General features: G+C 60.2%; 14 protein-coding genes and 2 pseudogenes. 13 read left to right on the top strand and 3 right to left on the bottom strand.

All coding sequences use genetic code 11. From position 1 onward, the window contains the following. The first annotated feature begins 413 nt into the window (after positions 1-413). The 7 genes from ABLU96_RS00235 to ABLU96_RS00205 are packed head-to-tail and all read left to right on the top strand — an operon-like array spanning position 414 to position 8,454. A complete protein-coding gene (locus ABLU96_RS00235; RefSeq protein ID WP_014228317.1) occupies positions 414-2,078 on the top strand; it encodes an ABC transporter substrate-binding protein in 1,665 nt (554 codons plus the stop codon). Between the two features lie 18 nt (positions 2,079-2,096). Further along, on the top strand, positions 2,097-3,050 hold the full coding sequence (locus ABLU96_RS00230) for an ABC transporter permease (protein WP_004848587.1): 954 nt from the start codon (positions 2,097-2,099) through the stop codon (positions 3,048-3,050). 2 nt (positions 3,051-3,052) lie between these two features. Continuing rightward, a complete protein-coding gene (locus ABLU96_RS00225; protein ID WP_014228319.1) occupies positions 3,053-3,946 on the top strand; it encodes an ABC transporter permease in 894 nt (297 codons plus the stop codon). 3 nt (positions 3,947-3,949) lie between these two features. Continuing rightward, entirely contained in the window at positions 3,950-4,993 is a 1,044-nt protein-coding gene (locus tag ABLU96_RS00220) for an ABC transporter ATP-binding protein (RefSeq protein WP_004848592.1), read from the top strand. After that, complete coding sequence (locus tag ABLU96_RS00215) at positions 4,983-5,993, top strand: ABC transporter ATP-binding protein (protein ID WP_049101490.1); 1,011 nt, start codon at positions 4,983-4,985, stop codon at positions 5,991-5,993. Before ABLU96_RS00220 ends, ABLU96_RS00215 begins: the two co-directional genes overlap by 11 nt. An 18-nt stretch (positions 5,994-6,011) precedes the next feature. Then, the gene (locus tag ABLU96_RS00210; protein ID WP_064405521.1) at positions 6,012-7,196 is read left to right on the top strand and encodes an amidase; all 1,185 of its coding nucleotides are present in this window, start codon (positions 6,012-6,014) and stop codon (positions 7,194-7,196) included. After that, positions 7,186-8,454 (top strand): Zn-dependent hydrolase, encoded by a 1,269-nt coding sequence (locus ABLU96_RS00205; RefSeq protein ID WP_064405522.1) that lies wholly within the window; start codon positions 7,186-7,188, stop codon positions 8,452-8,454. The genes ABLU96_RS00210 and ABLU96_RS00205 overlap by 11 nt, the downstream gene beginning before the upstream one ends. 816 nt (positions 8,455-9,270) lie before the next feature. Here ABLU96_RS00205 and ABLU96_RS00200 read toward each other — a convergent pair. Beyond that, positions 9,271-9,612 (bottom strand): annotated as a pseudogene (locus tag ABLU96_RS00200) (DMT family transporter); the annotation flags it as partial. Here ABLU96_RS00200 and ABLU96_RS00195 point away from each other — a divergent pair. Continuing rightward, positions 9,563-10,135, top strand: a pseudogene (locus ABLU96_RS00195) (aminotransferase class I/II-fold pyridoxal phosphate-dependent enzyme); the annotation flags it as partial. The pseudogenes ABLU96_RS00200 and ABLU96_RS00195 sit on opposite strands and share 50 nt — an antisense overlap. 275 nt (positions 10,136-10,410) lie before the next feature. Beyond that, on the top strand, positions 10,411-11,058 hold the full coding sequence (locus ABLU96_RS00190; RefSeq protein WP_025107060.1) for a LysE family translocator: 648 nt from the start codon (positions 10,411-10,413) through the stop codon (positions 11,056-11,058). A 31-nt stretch (positions 11,059-11,089) separates the two neighbouring features. Here ABLU96_RS00190 and ABLU96_RS00185 read toward each other — a convergent pair whose 3' ends face one another. Further along, positions 11,090-12,556 carry a PLP-dependent aminotransferase family protein gene (locus ABLU96_RS00185; RefSeq protein WP_014228326.1) on the bottom strand — a complete coding sequence of 489 codons (1,467 nt, stop codon included), beginning with the start codon at positions 12,554-12,556 and terminating at the stop codon, positions 11,090-11,092. A 234-nt stretch (positions 12,557-12,790) separates the two neighbouring features. Between ABLU96_RS00185 and ABLU96_RS00180 the strand changes: the two genes are divergently transcribed. From ABLU96_RS00180 to ABLU96_RS00165, 4 genes are read left to right on the top strand one after another with little or no spacing between them, the layout of a single operon-like run. Next, positions 12,791-13,642 carry a transporter substrate-binding domain-containing protein gene (locus ABLU96_RS00180; RefSeq protein ID WP_004848610.1) on the top strand — a complete coding sequence of 284 codons (852 nt, stop codon included), beginning with the start codon at positions 12,791-12,793 and terminating at the stop codon, positions 13,640-13,642. A gap of 48 nt (positions 13,643-13,690) precedes the next feature. Continuing rightward, complete coding sequence (locus ABLU96_RS00175; RefSeq protein WP_004100025.1) at positions 13,691-14,332, top strand: amino acid ABC transporter permease; 642 nt, start codon at positions 13,691-13,693, stop codon at positions 14,330-14,332. 14 nt (positions 14,333-14,346) lie between these two features. Then, positions 14,347-15,012: an amino acid ABC transporter permease gene (locus ABLU96_RS00170; RefSeq protein ID WP_025107058.1), complete on the top strand. Its 666-nt coding sequence runs from the start codon at positions 14,347-14,349 to the stop codon at positions 15,010-15,012. Further along, entirely contained in the window at positions 15,005-15,766 is a 762-nt protein-coding gene (locus ABLU96_RS00165; protein WP_014228328.1) for an amino acid ABC transporter ATP-binding protein, read from the top strand. The genes ABLU96_RS00170 and ABLU96_RS00165 overlap by 8 nt, the downstream gene beginning before the upstream one ends. Before the next feature lie 632 nt (positions 15,767-16,398). Here ABLU96_RS00165 and ABLU96_RS00160 read toward each other — a convergent pair. Continuing rightward, entirely contained in the window at positions 16,399-17,163 is a 765-nt protein-coding gene (locus tag ABLU96_RS00160) for an SDR family NAD(P)-dependent oxidoreductase (RefSeq protein ID WP_032748618.1), read from the bottom strand. Between the last annotated feature and the right edge of the window lie 67 nt (positions 17,164-17,230).

Below are 17,230 nucleotides of genomic sequence, written 5' to 3'. Positions count from 1 at the left end.
CCCTAAATAATTCGAGTTGCAGGAAGGCGGCAAGTGAGCGAATCCCCGGGAGCTTACTTTGGTAAGTGACCGGGGTGAACGAATGCGGCCAACGCACATGCAACTTGAAGTATGACGGGTATAGAAGAGAACGCCTCAAACTGATGAACTGCCGGACATCATGAATTTAATTTATAGAAAATAACGCCACGTGATTATCCCTTTAAAAAGAAAGTAAGGCTGGTGCAATCCTGCAACAGAATTCCCGCCGGTGGTGCAAAAAGATAAGGTTATTCTATTTTTTAAATAAAATCATATAGATGATATAAGTCATTCTTATTTTATAAGCCATTTCACGCTTATTCCCCGCGCGTTCAGAACTGGTATGTATCTTGCCTGTTAAATAGCGACTTTTATTTAACAGGGACAATGTGATGCTGAAGAAAAAAATATTTTCGCGTAAATGCCATCTCGCCGTTGCTGTTAGCGGAGCATTGGCGCTGATCGCCTCTTTGCCGGCCAATGCCTCAACCCTGCGGATCGCCATGACCGCCGCCGATATCCCTTTGACCCTCGGCCAGCCCGATCAGGGCTTTGAGGGCAATCGCTTCACCGGCATTCCGCTCTACGACGCCCTCGTTGAATGGGATCTCTCACAGGGAGAAAAGCCCAGTGGCCTGGTGCCGGGGCTGGCGACCGAGTGGCACGTTGACCCGCAAAATCAAAGCCGCTGGATTTTCACCCTGCGCCCGGGCGTTAAGTTTCACGATGGTTCAACGGTCAACGCCGATGCCATCGTCTGGAACGTGGATAAGGTGCTGAATAAAGCCGCGCCGCAGTATGCCCCGGGCCAGATAGGCAACACCCTCTCACGCATGCCGACCCTGACCGGCGCGGAAAAGATTGACGACCACACCGTGGCGCTGACCACCTCCGAACCGGACGCGCTGCTGCCGTACAACCTTACCAACCTGTTTATCGTTTCGCCGACGGCGTGGCAGAAGCTGTATGACGCGGTGCCGGCAAACGCCGGCGATGCCGCCGCGCGTAGTAAGCAGGCGTGGACCGAGTTCGCCGCCCACGCGGTGGGCAGCGGTCCGTTCAAAATGGAAAAACTGGTTCCTCGCCAGCAGCTGATCCTCGATAAGAACCCCGACTACTGGAACAAAGATCGCATTCCGCGAGTGGACAAAGTGGTGCTGATCCCGCTGCCGGAAGCTAACGCCCGCACGGCGGCGCTGCTCTCGAAGCAGGTGGACTGGATCGAAGCCCCGGCCCCGGACGCGGTCGATCAGATAAAAGCCCAGGGCTTTAAAATCTACGCCAACACCCAGCCGCACCTGTGGCCGTGGCAGTTCTCCTTCGAAGAGGGCTCGCCGTGGAAAGATATTCGCGTGCGCAAAGCCGCCAACCTGTGCCTGAACCGCGCGGAGCTCAAAAGCTATCTCGGCGGCTATATGACCGAAGCGACCGGCGTCTACGAGGCCGGCAGCCCGTGGCACGGTAAACCCACCTTCCAGATCAAATATGACCCGGATACCGCCCGTAAGCTGATGACCGAAGCCGGGTATAGCGCCGGGAAACCGCTGCACGTCACGGTCGCCACCTCGGCCTCCGGCTCCGGGCAGATGCAGCCGCTGCCGATGAACGAGTACATCCAGCAGAGCCTGAAAAGCTGCTTCTTTAACGTCGACATTAAGGTCAACGAATGGAACACCCTGTTTACCAACTGGCGTCTCGGGGCGAAAGATCCGTCGGCGAAAGGGATCGACGCGATCAACGTCAGCGCCGCGGTTAACGATCCCTATTTCGGCATGATCCGCTTCTCCACCGCGAAGGCCTTCCCGCCGGTGGCGACCAACTGGGGCTACTTCTCGACCCCGGAAACCGAAAAGCTGGCGGCGGCGGTGAAACATGCGTTTACCCCGGCTGAAATGGATAAAGCCGCGGGTGAACTGCACGCCGCGCTGGTCGATCAGGTGCCGTTCCTGTTCGTCGCACACGATGTCGGGCCAAGGGCGATATCGCCAGCCGTCACCGGTGTGGTACAGCCGCAAAGCTGGTTTATCGACCTCAGCCTGGTGAGCAAAAAAGAGTAATCGACACGGGAGCAAGAGATGATCAATACGCTGCTATATCGCATCCTGCTGGCCGTCCCCACCATGCTCGGGGTGGCGGTGATCTGTTTTATGCTGGTGCAGATAGCGCCGGGCGACCCGCTGGTATCGGTGATGCCGCCGGACGCTTCGGAATCGCTGCGTCAGACCTTAATGCAGGCCTACGGCTTTGATAAACCGCTGCCGCTGCAGTTTGTGCACTGGCTATGGCGGGCGCTGCACGGCGATCTGGGCATGTCGGTCGCCACCGGGCGCCCGGTCATCGATGAAGTGATGACGGCGGTCACCTACTCTCTGCGTCTGGCGCTGCTGGCGACGGCGATCGGGTTTGCGCTGGGCAGCCTGTTCGGTTTTGTCGCCGGCTACTTTCGTAACAGCATTATTGACCGTCTGGCCTCAGTGCTATCCGTGTTTGGCGTCAGCGTACCGCACTACTGGCTGGGGATGCTGCTGGTCATCGTTTTTAGCGTCAAATTCGCGCTGCTGCCGGCGACCGGCGGCGGGCCAATCGGCGAGGTGGGCTGGCAGTGGAACTGGGAACACCTGCAGTTTATGCTGCTGCCGGCCTTCACGCTGTCGGTGATCCCGACCGGCATTATCGCCCGCACCGTTCGCTCGCAGGTGGCGGACATTCTCAGCCAGGAGTTTATCGTCGGCCTGCGCGCCCGGGGGCTCAACGAGTCGCGGATCTTTCTGCACGTGGTGAAAAACGCCGCCCCGACCGCGCTGGCGGTGATGGGGCTGCAGGTCGGCTATCTGATGGGCGGCTCGATTCTGGTGGAAACCGTCTTCTCCTGGCCCGGCACCGGTCTGCTGCTGAACACCGCTATCTTCCAGCGCGATCTGCCGCTATTGCAGGGCACCATCTGGGTACTGGCGCTGTTCTTTGTCCTGCTCAATCTGCTGGTGGATATTCTGCAAACCAGTCTCGATCCGCGAATTAAGAGGAGCTGACGATGGTGGATACCGTGACGACCAAAGGCATTACCGTCTCTGCCGCGACGGTTGCCAGACAAGGCTACTGGCGCGGCGTGTTTCGCCGCCTGCTGCGCGACCCGGGCGGCGTATTCGTCGGCGCGATCATTCTCATCCTGCTGGCGCTGGCGCTGTTCGGTCCCTGGCTAATCGTGAAAGATCCGTATCAAACATCGATGTTTTTACGCCTCAAACCGATTGGCGCCGACGGCTTTCCGCTGGGCTCCGATGAGCTCGGGCGCGATATGCTATCAAGGCTGATTCTCGGCACCCGGCTGTCGCTGTTTATGGGGATTGTCCCGGTGGTGTTCGCCTTTTTCATCGGCGGGGCGATCGGCATTATTGCCGGCTATGCGGGCGGTAAAACCAACACCCTGATTATGCGCACCGTGGACGTGTTTTACGCCTTTCCCTCGGTGCTGCTGGCGATCGCGCTCTCCGGCGCGCTGGGGGCGGGCATCGGTAACGCGCTGCTCTCGCTGACCCTGGTGTTCGTGCCGCAGGTGGCGCGTATCGCCGAAAGCGTCACCGCGCAGGTGCGGCATATGGACTATATCGACGCCGCCCGGGCCACCGGGGCCAGCGCGTTCACCATTATTCGCGTCCAGGTGCTGGGCAACGTGCTGGGGCCGATTTTCGTCTTCTCCACCGGCCTGATTTCGGTGTGCATGATCCTCGCCTCCGGGCTCTCTTTTCTCGGTCTCGGGGTTCGCCCGCCGGAGCCGGAATGGGGGCTGATGCTGAACACCCTGCGTACGGCGATTTATACCCAGCCGTGGGTAGCGGCGCTGCCCGGCCTGATGATTTTTATCACCTCCATTTCGTTCAATATCCTCGCGGACCGCCTGCGTGCGGCAATGGCGATTAAGGAGTAAGCGATGCAACCCTTTATCAATATCGACCTCGGCGGACCGGCGCAGCCGCTGCTGAAGGTCAACAATCTGCTGAAACATTTTCCCGCCGGCGGCGGCAAAGCGCGCGAAGTGGTGCAGGCGGTGGACGACGTCAGTTTTTCGGTGATCAAAGGCGAAACCCTCGGCGTGGTGGGGGAGTCGGGCTGCGGTAAATCCACCACCGCGCGGCTGCTGATGCAGCTGCTTAAGCAGGACAGCGGGGAGCTGATCTTCGATGGTCTGGAGGTGGGCTCATCGCGCCTGCCGATGAAAGCGTATCGCCGCCAGGTGCAGATGGTTTTCCAGGATAGCTACGCCTCGCTCAACCCGCGCATGACTATGGAAGAGAGCATTGCGTTCGGCCAGCGGGTACACGGCGTCAGCGCCAAAGAGGCCAGCGAGTACGCCCGCTATCTGCTGGCGCACGTCGGCCTTGAGCCGGAACGTTTTGCCCATCGTTATCCGCACGCGCTTTCCGGCGGCCAGCGCCAGCGGGTGAATATTGCCCGCGCGCTGGCGATGAAGCCCCGGCTGGTGATCCTCGACGAGGCCGTCTCGGCGCTGGATAAGTCGGTGGAAGCTCAGGTGCTGCAGCTGCTGCAGGAGCTGAAGCGGACGCTGGCGCTGACCTATGTGTTTATCAGCCACGATCTGCACGTGGTGCGCTGGCTGTCGGACCGCATTCTGGTGATGTATCTCGGCGAGGTGGTGGAGATTGGCCCGGCGGAGCAGCTGTTTACCGCCTCGGCCCACCCCTATACCCGGGCGCTATTAAGCTCGATGCCGTCGATGGACCCGCACAATCGCACCTTAACCTCGCCGCTGAGCGGCGATCCGCCCAGCCCGATTTCTCCGCCCTCCGGCTGCCGCTTTCATACCCGCTGCCCGCACGCCAGAGCGGTGTGCGCCGAGGTGAAACCGACGCTCGAAAGCGTCGGCGAGGGGCACCAGAGCGCCTGCCTGATGGCGCAGCCCGCGTCGCCCTGGCATCAAAATATCGCCATTCAGGAGGTCAGCCATGTCGCATGAAGCCTACGTCCATATCCGTGACCTGCGGGTTGAGTTTCGCCGCGACGGTCAGACGGTCAACGCGGTCAACGGCGTCTCCTTTGATGTGCAAAAAGGCGAGGTGATGGCGCTGATCGGCGAGTCTGGCTCCGGGAAAAGCGTCACTCTGCGCGCCCTGATGCGGCTGCACCCGCCGAAAAGCAGCGTGCTTTCCGGTACCCTGAGGGTCGGGGAAGAGGATGTGTTGAACATGAGCGCCGGGCAGCTGCGGCGCTACCGCGGCGCGCGCTGCGCGATGATTTTCCAGGAGCCGCTGCTGGCCTTCGACCCGGTCTATACCGTGGGCCAGCAGATTGTCGAGGGGCTGCGTCGCCATGAAGGCCTGTCGCGGCAGGCGGCGCGGGAAAGGGCGCTGGAGGCGCTGCGTCAGGTGCGCATTCCGAGCCCCGAGCGGCGGCTGGATGCTTACCCGCACGAGATGTCCGGCGGGATGCGCCAGCGGGCGATGATTGCCCTCGCGCTCTCCTGCAACCCGCAACTGCTGCTGGCGGATGAGCCGACCACCGCCCTCGATGCCACGGTGCAAATCCAGATCTTGATTCTGCTGCGTGAGCAGCAAAAGCAGCGCGATCTGTCGATTATATTTGTGACCCACGATATCGGCGCGGCGGTGGAGATCGCCGACCGGGTGGCGGTGATGTACGCCGGGCGCATCGTGGAGGAGGCGTCGATCGAGGAGATTCTGTATCGTCCGCGCCATCCCTATACCCAGGTGCTGCTGGGCAGCCGGCCGAAAGAAGGGTTGAAAAAGGGCGACGCGCTGCACTGTATTCCCGGCTCGCCGCCGGATCTCTCGCGCCTGCCGCCGGGCTGCGCGTTTGCCGAACGCTGTCCACACGCGCGCCCCGCCTGCGCGCAAAGCCAGCCGACGACCGAACCGGCCGGGCTGCGTCACGTGGTAAGTTGCCATCGCTGGCGTGAGCTGAGCCCGTCCGTTGAAAACCAGGCGCTTTACGCCTGAGGCCAGGAGGAAACCATCATGCAGGACGACATTCGCGCCTTTATGCCCTATCCGCCGCATCCGGTGGCGCATGCGCTCAGCGGGACGCTGAGCGGCTTAACCTTTGCGGTCAAAGATCTGTTCGACGTGGCGGGCTACCCAACCGGCGGGGGCAATCCGCACCTGCTGGCGCTGTCCGGGATTAAAAACCGCACCGCGCCGGTGGTGCAAAAGCTGTTAGATAACGGCGCGCGCTTTATCGGCAAAACCCATACCAGCGAGCTGGCGTATTCGATGAGCGGGCACAACGTGCATTACGGAACCCCGCGCAACGGCGCCGCGCCGAATCATATACCCGGCGGATCGTCGTCCGGCTCGGCGTCGGCGGTATCGAACGCGGCGTGCGACTTTGCCCTCGGCAGCGATACCGGCGGTTCGGTACGCACGCCGGCGAGCTACTGCGGACTGTTTGGCCTGCGTCCAACCCACGGCCGTCTCTCCCTCGACGGCTGCCAGCCGCTGTGCGCCACCATGGACACCTGCGGCTTCTTTGCCCGCTCGCCGGAGGTCTTTTCCGCCGTCGCCGCTTGTCTGTTCGACGATGAACGCGCGGATTTCGACGGCGTGCGGCTGGCCTGCCACGATGGGCTGTTTTCCCGCCTGCCGCTGTGCAGCCAGCAGGCGCTGCTGCCGGTCCGCCAACGGCTGGCGCGCTTTTTCGGCCCGTTAGCGCCGCTCGATGCGCCGCTGCCCGACGCGGACGATATTTATCTCGCCTTCCGCCAGATTCAGGGCTACGAAGCGTGGCAGGCGCAGGGCGAAACCATTGAGCGCTATGGTCTGCAGCTAGGCCCGGACGTCCGCGAGCGCTTTTTCTGGGGCAAAGCGGTCACCCGCGCGCAGTTTGACGCCGCCTGCCAGCTGCGTGAGCGTTTTACCGCCTGGTGGGACGCGCAGCTGGGCGATGCGGTCCTGGTGATGCCGACCGTTCCCGATGGCGCGCCGCTTCTGACGGCGCAGGCCGAAGAGATAGAAGCGGTCCGGCGCCTGTCTCACGACCTGCTGTTAATTTCCGTGATGACCCAACGTCCGCAGGTGACGCTGCCGGTCGCCCAGACGGGCGGTCTGCCGCTGGGGATGTCATTTTTAGGCCCGCGCGGCAGCGATCGTCTGCTGGTCGAGCTGGCCGCCGCGTTTATGCAAGGAGACCGAAATGAGCAGTGATGTCCTTTTTACCCCGATGACCGAAACCACCGACTGCCGGGTTAACGGCGAGCGTCTGTGGGAGTCGCTGATGGCGCTGGCGGAAATCGGCGCCACGCCGAAGGGCGGCTGCTGTCGTCTGACGCTCACCGATCTCGATCGCCAGGGGCGGGATTTGGTGATTAGCTGGGCGCAGGCGGCGGGGATGCGCGTCACCGTCGATAAAATCGGCAACGTCTTTATGCGCCGGGAAGGGCGTAATCCGGCGCTGCCGCCGATTGTCTCCGGCAGCCATATTGATACCCAGCCCACCGGCGGCAAATTTGATGGCAACTACGGCGTGCTGGCGGCGCTGGAGGTGGTGCGCACCCTGAACGATCGGCATATCGAAACCGAAGCGCCAATTGAAGTGGTGTTCTGGACCAACGAAGAGGGCTCGCGCTTTGTGCCGGTGATGATGGGCTCCGGGGTGTTTGCCGGAGTATTCCCGCTGGAAACTGTCTATGCCGCGCAGGATGCGGACGGTAAAACCGTGGGCGAGGAGCTGGCGCGCATCGGCTATATCGGCAGCCAGACGCCGGGCGATCATCCGATTGGCGCCTACTTTGAAGCGCATATTGAACAGGGGCCGATTCTGGAAGATGAAGCGAAAATTATCGGTATCGTGCAGGGCGTGCTGGGGATCCGCTGGTATGACTGCGTGGTGACTGGCCAGGAGTCCCACGCCGGACCGACGCCGATGCGCCTGCGTCAGGATGCGCTGCAGGTGGCGACCCGCATTATGCAGGAGGTCGTGGCGATCGCCGGGCGCAGCGAGGAAGGGCGCGGTACGGTAGGGTGGGTGCAGGTCTATCCGAACAGCCGCAACGTGGTGCCGGGAGAGGTCACTTTTTCGATTGATATGCGTAATCTCAGCGATGCGCTGGTGGATGAGATGGACCGCCAGCTGCGGGCGTTTATCGCCGGGGTTGAGCGGGAGAGCGGCCTGAAGGTGGCGCTGAAAGAGGTGAGCCACTATCCAGCGGCGCCGTTCCACCCGGATTGCCAGGCGGCGATCGCCGACGCCGCGCAGCGGCTGGGCTATCCGGCGCGGGAGATTGTCTCCGGCGCCGGGCACGACGCGGTGTATATGAGCTACCTGGCGCCAACCGGGATGATTTTTATCCCCTGCAGGGACGGGATCAGCCACAACGAAATTGAGTATGCGTCGCCGGAGCACGTTGAGGCCGGCGCGAACGTGCTGCTGCAGGTGATGCTGCAGTACGCGCGGGTGGTATAAACGGCCGCTCTCCCCGGTCGCGCTGCGCTTACCGGGGCTACGGGTTTCCAGCCGCCTGCGGGGCAGTAGCCCGGGTAAGGCGTTTACGCCGCGACCCGGGATTTTCGGGCTCGGTGTTGGAGGGTGGCAGATTGGGTAGCCCGGACAGGCGCGTCAAGCGCCGCCTCCGGGACGGTGTTGAGGGGTTCCGTTCACTATTATCCCGCAGAAAATGTCTCACCGTGGTAGGTGAACGGGTAAAGGGGGAGAAAACCGTCTCCCCCTTTACAATCCCCGCGGTCCCGCAAAGAAATCGGTGCTGCGCACTGCGCTCACCTCCCGGACCTCAGCCTGCGGTCGGCTCAACTCGACATCAATGTCTCGATTCGCCTCTGGCCGCCATCCCTGGCGGCCAGCCCTTGTCTTCGGTCCTCCGGTTCGCCGATTTCAGCGGGGGCCAGGGCATCGCTGCATAACACGTTGTTTCAGAGATATCCCCGCTGCTGTATGAAACTCTCCCGGAGGCGGCGCTTGACGCGCCTGTCCGGGCTACCAGGGCTACGGGTTTCCAGCCGTCAGCGGGGAGTGGCCCGGGTAAGGCGTTTACGCCGCGACCCGGGATTTCCGGGCTACAAGGACAATACAGGCTAGCTGCCAAATTTGCGCGAACCGATAACGCATAGAATCACGCCCAGGGTTACGGTCAGCATCAGGCCGTTCTCCCCGGTCGCGCTGCGCTTACCGGGGCTACGGGTTTCCAGCCGTCTGCGGGGCGGTAGCCCGGGTAAGGCGTTTACGCCGCGACCCGGGATTTCCGGGCTACAAGGGCAATACAGGCTAGCTGCCAAATTTGCGCGAACCGATAACGCACAAAATCACGCCCAGCGTCACGGCCAGCATCAATGGGCTGACGGTTTCGTGCAAAAGCGCCGCCGCCAGGCCAAGCCCGAAGAACTGCTGTAATAGCTGGAGCTGGCCGACAGCGGCGATACCGCCAGCGGCGAGCCCTTTGTACCAGAAAATAAAGCCGATAAGCATGCTAAAGAGCGACACATAGCCGAGCGCGATCCAGGCGGAAGGCGATATAGCGCCCCATGACGCTGGCCGGGTCATCCACGAGGCCACCAGCATAAAAGGCAGCGCCATAATCAGCGCCCAGCTAATCACCTGCCATCCGCCGCCGCCGGTGGCCAGCTATGCGCCGGAAAGCACGGTTTATATCACCGGTTTTTCGAAAAACGTCGCCACCGGACTGCGCGTGGGGACGGTTGTCTGCCCGTCCCGCTATCGGCCGGAGATTGAGCGCGCTATACGGGCCACCACGTGGAACACCCCTTCGCTGGTGAGTTCGCTGATCTGCGCCTGGATTGAAGATGGCACGGTGGCGCGTTTTGAAGCGCAGAAACGCCAGGATGCGCGGCGGCGGCAGGGGGTTGCCCGCGAGGTTCTCGGCGCGCTTCCCTTCGTCAGCCATCCGGATTCGTATTTTGTCTGGCTGCCTCTGGGCGAGGAGAGTCGGGCCGATCGGCTGGCGAAAACGCTGATGGAGCGCCATATTTCCGTGTCGACCGCCGAGCCTTTTTGCGTTACAGCGAACGTTCCGCAGGCGATCCGCATCGCCCTCGGCTCCGTTCCCTTCGATAGCCTGCGCGCGGCGCTAGTCCAGGTTCGCGAAGCCGTGGAGTATGAGCAATATCGCTAGCGTTTCGGCGGCGAGCGATAGGGTGACTTATTAGTAACGTTTTATGGGGTAAATAGCGGGTTAATAGTCTTAAAATAAATGTTTGTTTTTTATTATTATGATTTATAGGGTTAATTTTAAATTTGATGACAATATAAAATTGTTACGGTAGTGTACAAAACACATCAAGTACGGTTGTGCTGTTGACGCTGAGCGAGCGCACGTCCTGAAGATACGACGTTGTTAATCATTTCAGGGGCGGAGCCGCGCCCTGTTCTGTACAGGATCCTTTTTCAATGCAGCAGCTCTACCTTTATATACTGATTGCCAGCCTGACCATTGCCAGCCCCGGGCCAGGAGTGCTTCTGACGCTGACCAACACCCTGAATTATAATCTGCGTAATGCAATGGCGGGGATTATCGGCGTGGCGGTGGGGATGGGCGTCATATCGATTATTGCTGCCAGCAGCGTTGGCGTGATGATTACCACTTCTCAGCTGACGCTGTTGATAGTCAAGGGGGTTGGGGCGGCCTATCTGATCTATCTGGGCGTAAAGCTCTTTCGCTCGGTGCCCCGCGCGCTGAATCAACCTCTCTCTTCTGCCGATTCAACGATGCCTTCCGCCAGCCAGCGGTTTCGTCAGGGAGTACTGGTGTCGTTGTTTAATCCCAAACCCATTGTGTTTTTTATGGCGCTGTTTCCCCAGTTTATTCATCCGCAGCAGCCCTTTATTCCGCAGTTCAGCGTGCTGTCGATAACCTTCTGTATTCTGGTGGTTGTCATTCATTCACTCTACGGCCTTTTCGCACACAGCGTAAAAACGAAAATGTCGTCCGGGAATGCCTTTGTTAAGCTGAATAAAACCGGTGGCATCGTGTTTGTGTGTTTTGCCGTCGGTCTTATTGTTTCCGCCGTTCATCCTTATTTGTCGCTATCATCGTGAGGCCGCCGCGTTAAGGCTGGGGGCCCTGCGTTCAGCCCATCTGCGCCAGCTGGCCGCGCAGTACCTCCACGCCCTGTTCGATGGCGTCAGGGTGAATGGCGTGGAACCCCATCCGGAAGAAGTTAGCCGGCGGCGCGTCGCTGAGAAAATGCCGCGCGCCGGGCTCAATCAGCACCCCGGCGTGGGCGGCGCGCCAGGTCAGCTGCTGGGTGTTGATTTGCTCCGGCGTGGCCAGCCAGAACGCGTTGGCGTGTTCGCTGCCGGGGATGATGCGGCACTCCGGCAGATGCTGCTGTAGCGCGTTGTTGAGACGGTCCCAGCGCTGGGCAGAGTCGTAATGGTAGCGCCGCAGGTGGGTTTCATAGTGGCCCTGGGCGAGGAAATGGGCCATCTGATACTGAATATTGGTCGGCGGATGACGATACACCAGCCGCCGCAGCGCCCGGGCTTCGTCAATCAGATCCGGGTCAGCGACCATAAAGCCCAGCCGCAGGCCCGGCGATAGCGCTTTTGACAGGCTGCTCACGTAGATCACTCTTCCGCAGCGATCGCTGGCCTTCAGCGCCGGCAGCGGGTTGAGCATAAAGTTACTTTCAGAGTCGTAATCGTCCTCAATAATCACCGCATCATGGCGAGCGGCATGCTCCAGCAGCTGATCGCGCCGCGCTTTGCTCATCGCCACCCCGGTTGGCACCTGGTGTCCGGGAGTGACGTAGTAGTAATCGCAGGGGGCGTCGTTGAGGACGATCCCCTGTTCATCCACCGGATGCGGCACGATATCGGTATCGGCAAGCAGAAAGGTGTTAATGGCCTCGCGAAAGCAGGGATTCTCCACGCCAACGCGCGTGCTGGATGACATCAGCAGGCGCGTCAGCAGGTACAGCGCGTTTTGCGAACCGAGGGTAATCAGAATCTCGTCCGGCGAGGCGACAATGCCGCGTTTAGGCAGTACCCGGGTGCGGATCTGCTCAATCAGCATCGGCACGTCGCGATCGATGTGATCCACCACCCACTCCGGGTCGCGAACCCCGCCGTGCAGCCAGTTTGCCGCCGAGCGCCAGGTCGCCAGCGGGAACTGGCGGGTATCCGGCTGGCCGTAGATAAACGGATAGCGGTAGTTCATCCAGCCGGCCGGCTTCAGAATCGACTCCTGCTGGCTGGGGGTGATTTGCAGCCGCGTGCCCCAGCGTGGTGCAGAACCCTCGTCCTGCGGTGCAGCTTCCGGCGCCGAAGAGGGGCTGGCGTGCTGGTAATCCGGATGCAGGTAATAACCGCTGCGCGGGCGACTCACGAGGTATCCCTCGTTAACCAGCCCTTCAAAAACCAGCGCCGTGGTGTTGCGCGAGACCCGCAGCTGGCTGGCCAGCTGGCGGCAGGAGGGGAGCGGCGTGTCGGCGGAAAAAATGCCGCCCAGAATGGCGTTAATCAGCGTCTCGCGCACCTGCTCCTGCAAACCGCGGCGCGGGTCGAAATCAACGTGTAACAGGTGTCGGATCATGCCAGGCTCCTTACTCAAACGCACAGTACAGGCACTGGAGCAAATTCCATACCACCCTGAGAATGACTGACACATCCGCGCGGTGAATCTGGCTCTATCCGGAAATTTAAAACGCTCCCTACAGTAAAAACGTATTCATCAGTCGCGGACCGGAACTTCCGTCGGCACATATTTTGCAAAACCTTTTCATGTTCTGGAGTGAACACGTCTGGCGAATTAATTAGGGGTGAATTAATGAAAAAATCATTAGGTTCAATTTGTCTGGGCGCCATCATGGCGATGGCCTTTTCTTATCACGCAGCCGCCGCGGATCTTCCGGAAATAGAAAAATCCGGCACCCTGAAAGTCGCAACCGAAGATGATTACGCGCCTTTTAACTTTATGAATAACGGCCAGGCGGATGGCTTCAACAAAGATATGCTCGATGAATTACGCAAATACGCGAAATTCAACGTCGACCAGAGCATTTTGCCGTGGACCGGATTACTGGCGGCGGTTTCTACCGGGCAATACGATATGGCCTTAACCGGCGCGGTAATTACCGACGATCGTCTCAAGGTCTTTGATTTCACGCCGCCGTGGGCGTCAGCGCAGCACTATTTTGTCAAACGCGCGGGCGATAATTCATTGAACACCATTGCCGAACTGAGCGGGAAAAAGGTGGGCGTGCAGGCGGGCAGCGCGCTGCTGGCAAGGCTGCCGGAACTGAAAGCGATGCTGGAGAAAACCGGCGGTAAGCTGGGGCCGGTGGTGGAGTATCCCTCCTACCCGGAAGCCTACGCCGATCTTGCCAACAAACGCCTGGACTACGTGATTAACGTGGTTATCTCGGTCAACGACCTGGCGAAGGCCAAGCCGAAGGTGTTCGCCAAAGGTCTGGCGGTATCCGGCCCGGGCTATATGGCCTGGCCGATCCCGAAAAACTCGCCGCAGCTGCTGGCCTATATGACCAAGTTTATGAACCACATGAAGGAGACCGGCAAGCTCGCGGAACTCCAGAAAAAGTGGTTTGGCGAAACCTATGACGATCTTCCGAACGTGCCAATCACCAGCCCGGAACAGTTCCATAAATTGGCCGGTCTGTAATGCGTTCTGCGGCGGGTAACCGCCGCCCGTTGAGTGAAGGAGGGCTTCATGGATGCAATTTCCTGGCAGTTACTGATTGAAGGCGCATGGACGACCCTCTGGATTTCGGCCATCGCCATTGCCTTTGGGGTGGTGATTGGCCTGCTGATTGCGCTGGTGCGCATGCTGCGCATTCCGGTTATCGATCAGCTGCTGGTGGTCTATATCAGCCTCGCCCGCGCGACGCCGCTGGTCACGCTGGTGCTGTTCCTGTTTCTTTCTCTGCCGACCGTCGGGATTAACCTCGACAAAAACGTCGCAGCGATAGTGGCGCTGACGCTCAATACCTCGGCCTTTAACGCCGAAATATGGCGCAACGCCTTTCGCACTTTTCCCCGCGAACAGCGGGAAGCGGCGGAGTCGGTCGGGATGCGCCGCTGGGCCTACTTCCGCTACATCATGCTGCCGCAGATGTGGATTGAAAGCCTGCCCGCGCTGGTTAACGAGATGTCGTTCCTGATTAAGGGCAGTCCGGCCATTGCGGTGATTGGCGTGGTGGATTTGACGCGCGTCACCAACCGGATTTCTTCGGTCACCTATGAACCGCTTTCGCCGATTCTGGCGGCGGGTCTGCTGTACGTGGTGATTATTGGCCTGCTGCTGAAACTGCAGGGAATGGCCGAGCGTAAAGCGAAGCGTCTGGCACGATAAATACGGGAGGTGCTATGAATCAGTGGGCCGTTATCTGGTCGGTGCGCGACAGCTTTATTGCCGGTTTACTCGCCACCCTTGAACTTTTTATTACCGCGGCAATTGCCGGATTAATTATCGGCGTTGTCCTGTGCTATTTAAGCGAATATCAAAAGAAAACCCTTAACCGGCTTATTATTGCCTTTGTCAGCTTAATGCGGGCGATTCCCTTTTTGATCCTCGCCTATTTGCTCTATTACGGGCTGCCGCAAGTGGGTATTAGTATGGAGCCCTGGACCGCCGGCTTAATTGCCTTAATTATCTACCACGGCGCCTATTTCTTTGAGATTTTGCGCAGCCAGCGGCGGGTATTTTCCGGTGGCTATATCGAGGCGGCGGTCGCGCAGGGGTTTTCGCGCTACAAAATATTCCGCCGCATTATTCTGCCCAATATTCTCTCTTCCGCGCTCCCGCTGATGGGGAACCAGCTGATTATCTGCCTGAAAGATACCGCTTTCCTCAGCATTATCACCGTCCAGGAGATAACCGCCGCGGCTAACAGCGTGCAGGCCACCTATTTTATCCCGTTTAACGCTTTTATCGTCGCGATTGGGCTCTACTGGGCGATCAGCATCCTGGTGGAGCTGCTGATTAAACGCCTGAGCGCCTGGGGAGTCAGAAGAGGAATGAGTCATGTCTGATACTACTGCTGTAAGCGTCAAAAACGTCTCTAAACAGTTTGATAACGTGGAAGTTCTGCGTGATATCAACCTGACGGTAGAAAAGGGGACCGTGGTGAGCATTCTCGGCTCGTCGGGGTCGGGTAAATCGACGCTGCTGCGCTGCATGAACTGGCTGGAACAGCCGGATCGCGGCGAGATCCGCATCAGCGGCCAGCGGCTGGGGATTGATGAGCATAATGGCCGCGCGATGTCCCATCGCCAGCTGTCGAAAATCCGCGAGCGGGTTGGCATGGTGTTTCAGAGCTTTAACCTGTGGCCGCACCTGACGGTGCAGCAGAACGTCAGCGAAGCGCTGCTGCACGTGAAGGGGATGAAGCGTGATGAAGCGAAAGCTATCGCCATGCAGCAGCTGGAGAAAGTGGGGATGGCGCATAAAGCCGACGTTTACCCGATTACGCTCTCCGGCGGACAGAAGCAGCGGGTGGCGATTGCCCGTTCGCTGGCGATGTCGCCGGAGGTGATTCTGTTTGATGAGCCGACGTCGGCGCTGGACCCCGAGCTGGTCAACGAGGTGCTGGGGGTAATGAAGGCGCTGGCCGCCGAGGGCTACACGATGGTGGTGGTGACCCACGAGATGGATTTTGCGCGCCAGGTCTCGGATGAGGTGGTGTTTCTAGAGAAGGGGTTGTTGATTGAGAAAGCGCCGCCGGAGAAGTTTTTCACCAACCCGGATTCCGAGCGCGTCAGGCAGTTTTTGCAGAGCAGTCGGTAAGCATCAGCGGCCGTTCTCCCCGGTCGCGCTGCGCTTACCGGGGCTACGGGTTTCCAGCCGTCAGCGGGGAGTAGCCCGGACAGGCGCGATAAGCGCCGCCTCCGGGACGGTGTTCGTGCAGCTACGATATGCCTCTGAAACAACGTGATATGCAGGGGAGTAGCCCGGGTAAGGCGTTTACGCCGCGACCCGGGATTTCCGGGCTCGGTGTTGGAGGGAGGCAGATTGGGTAGCCCTGACAGGCGCTTCAAGCGCCGCCCCCGGGACGGTGTGGTAGGGGTTCCGTTCACCGCTATTTCGCAGAAAATGTCTCACCGTGGTAGGTGAACGGGTAAAGGGGGAGAAAACCGTCTCCCCCTTTACAATCCCCGCGGTCCCGCAAAGAAATCGGTGCTGCGCACTGCGCTCACCTCCCGGTCCTCAGCCCGAGGTCGGCTCAACTCGACATCACTGTCTCGATTCGCCTCTGTCCGCCATCCCTGGCGGCCAGCCCTTGTCTTCGGTCCTCCGGTTCGCCGATTTCAGCGGGGGCCAGGGCATCGCTGCATAACACGTTGTTTCAGAGACATATCCGTAGCTGCATGAAACTCTCCCGGAGGCGGCGCTTACGCGCCTCTCCGCTCTACCAAACCTTAATCCCGATCGATGGCGAACGGCTGCCAGGCCTGACGCACCGGCATCACCTCGACCCGGTTGATATTCATATGGTCCGGCAGCGTGGCGATGTAGAACATCTGTTCGGCAATATCCCGCGCGCTCAGCGGCGTGGTACCGCGATACAGGTTGTCCGACGCCGCCTGGTCGCCTTTGGTGCGCACCAGGGTAAATTCCGTTTCGGCAATGCCCGGTGCGAGATCGGTCACGCGCACCCCGGTCCCGAGCAGATCGCAGCGCAGGTTATAGCTGAACTGCTTCACGAAAGCCTTACTGGCGCCGTAGACGTGGCTGCCGGGATAGGGCCACTGCCCGGCGATAGAGCCAATATTGATGATGCTCGCCCCCGCGCCGTGGTTAATCAGCGTCGGCAGCAGCGCGTGGGTCACGTTGACCAGCCCGGTGACGTTGGTGTCGATCATCGTTTTCCAGTCGTCCAGATCCACTTTCTGCGCGGGCTGCGGCGACAGCGCCAGCCCGGCGTTGTTAATCAGCGTCGTGATATCGGCGAAGCCCGCGGGCAGCGCCGCCACGGCCGCGGCCACCGCATCGCTATCGCGTACGTCGAGTTCGATAATGTGCACCGGCACCTGCGAGGCGAGCTTATCCTGTAGCGTCTTCAGCCGCTCAAAGCGGCGTCCGCTCAGCACCAGCGACCAGCCCGCATCGGCGAAGACCTGCGCCGCTGCTTCCCCAAATCCCGAGGTCGCCCCGGTAATAAACACCACTTTGCTCGTTGCCATTTCATTCTCCTGTGCAGGTTGTCGCTCCCACTATAAAAACCGCGCGCGTGCGGGCACAGGGCCAGTC

The organism is Klebsiella sp. CN_Kp106 (genome assembly GCF_040064575.1).
In the GTDB taxonomy this organism is placed as follows: Bacteria; Pseudomonadota; Gammaproteobacteria; order Enterobacterales; family Enterobacteriaceae; genus Klebsiella; species Klebsiella michiganensis.
The sequence above is the reverse complement of the archived record's forward strand: the minus strand, read 5'-3'. Positions and strand labels throughout refer to the sequence as shown.

Coding starts and splice junctions, on each gene's coding strand:
- ABLU96_RS00235 (WP_014228317.1), top strand. CDS start 414: ATGCTGAAGAAAAAAATATTTTCGCGTAAATGCCATCTCGCCGTTGCT.
- ABLU96_RS00230 (WP_004848587.1), top strand. CDS start 2,097: ATGATCAATACGCTGCTATATCGCATCCTGCTGGCCGTCCCCACCATG.
- ABLU96_RS00225 (WP_014228319.1), top strand. CDS start 3,053: ATGGTGGATACCGTGACGACCAAAGGCATTACCGTCTCTGCCGCGACG.
- ABLU96_RS00220 (WP_004848592.1), top strand. CDS start 3,950: ATGCAACCCTTTATCAATATCGACCTCGGCGGACCGGCGCAGCCGCTG.
- ABLU96_RS00215 (WP_049101490.1), top strand. CDS start 4,983: ATGTCGCATGAAGCCTACGTCCATATCCGTGACCTGCGGGTTGAGTTT.
- ABLU96_RS00210 (WP_064405521.1), top strand. CDS start 6,012: ATGCAGGACGACATTCGCGCCTTTATGCCCTATCCGCCGCATCCGGTG.
- ABLU96_RS00205 (WP_064405522.1), top strand. CDS start 7,186: ATGAGCAGTGATGTCCTTTTTACCCCGATGACCGAAACCACCGACTGC.
- ABLU96_RS00190 (WP_025107060.1), top strand. CDS start 10,411: ATGCAGCAGCTCTACCTTTATATACTGATTGCCAGCCTGACCATTGCC.
- ABLU96_RS00185 (WP_014228326.1), bottom strand. CDS start 12,556: ATGATCCGACACCTGTTACACGTTGATTTCGACCCGCGCCGCGGTTTG.
- ABLU96_RS00180 (WP_004848610.1), top strand. CDS start 12,791: ATGAAAAAATCATTAGGTTCAATTTGTCTGGGCGCCATCATGGCGATG.
- ABLU96_RS00175 (WP_004100025.1), top strand. CDS start 13,691: ATGGATGCAATTTCCTGGCAGTTACTGATTGAAGGCGCATGGACGACC.
- ABLU96_RS00170 (WP_025107058.1), top strand. CDS start 14,347: ATGAATCAGTGGGCCGTTATCTGGTCGGTGCGCGACAGCTTTATTGCC.
- ABLU96_RS00165 (WP_014228328.1), top strand. CDS start 15,005: ATGTCTGATACTACTGCTGTAAGCGTCAAAAACGTCTCTAAACAGTTT.
- ABLU96_RS00160 (WP_032748618.1), bottom strand. CDS start 17,163: ATGGCAACGAGCAAAGTGGTGTTTATTACCGGGGCGACCTCGGGATTT.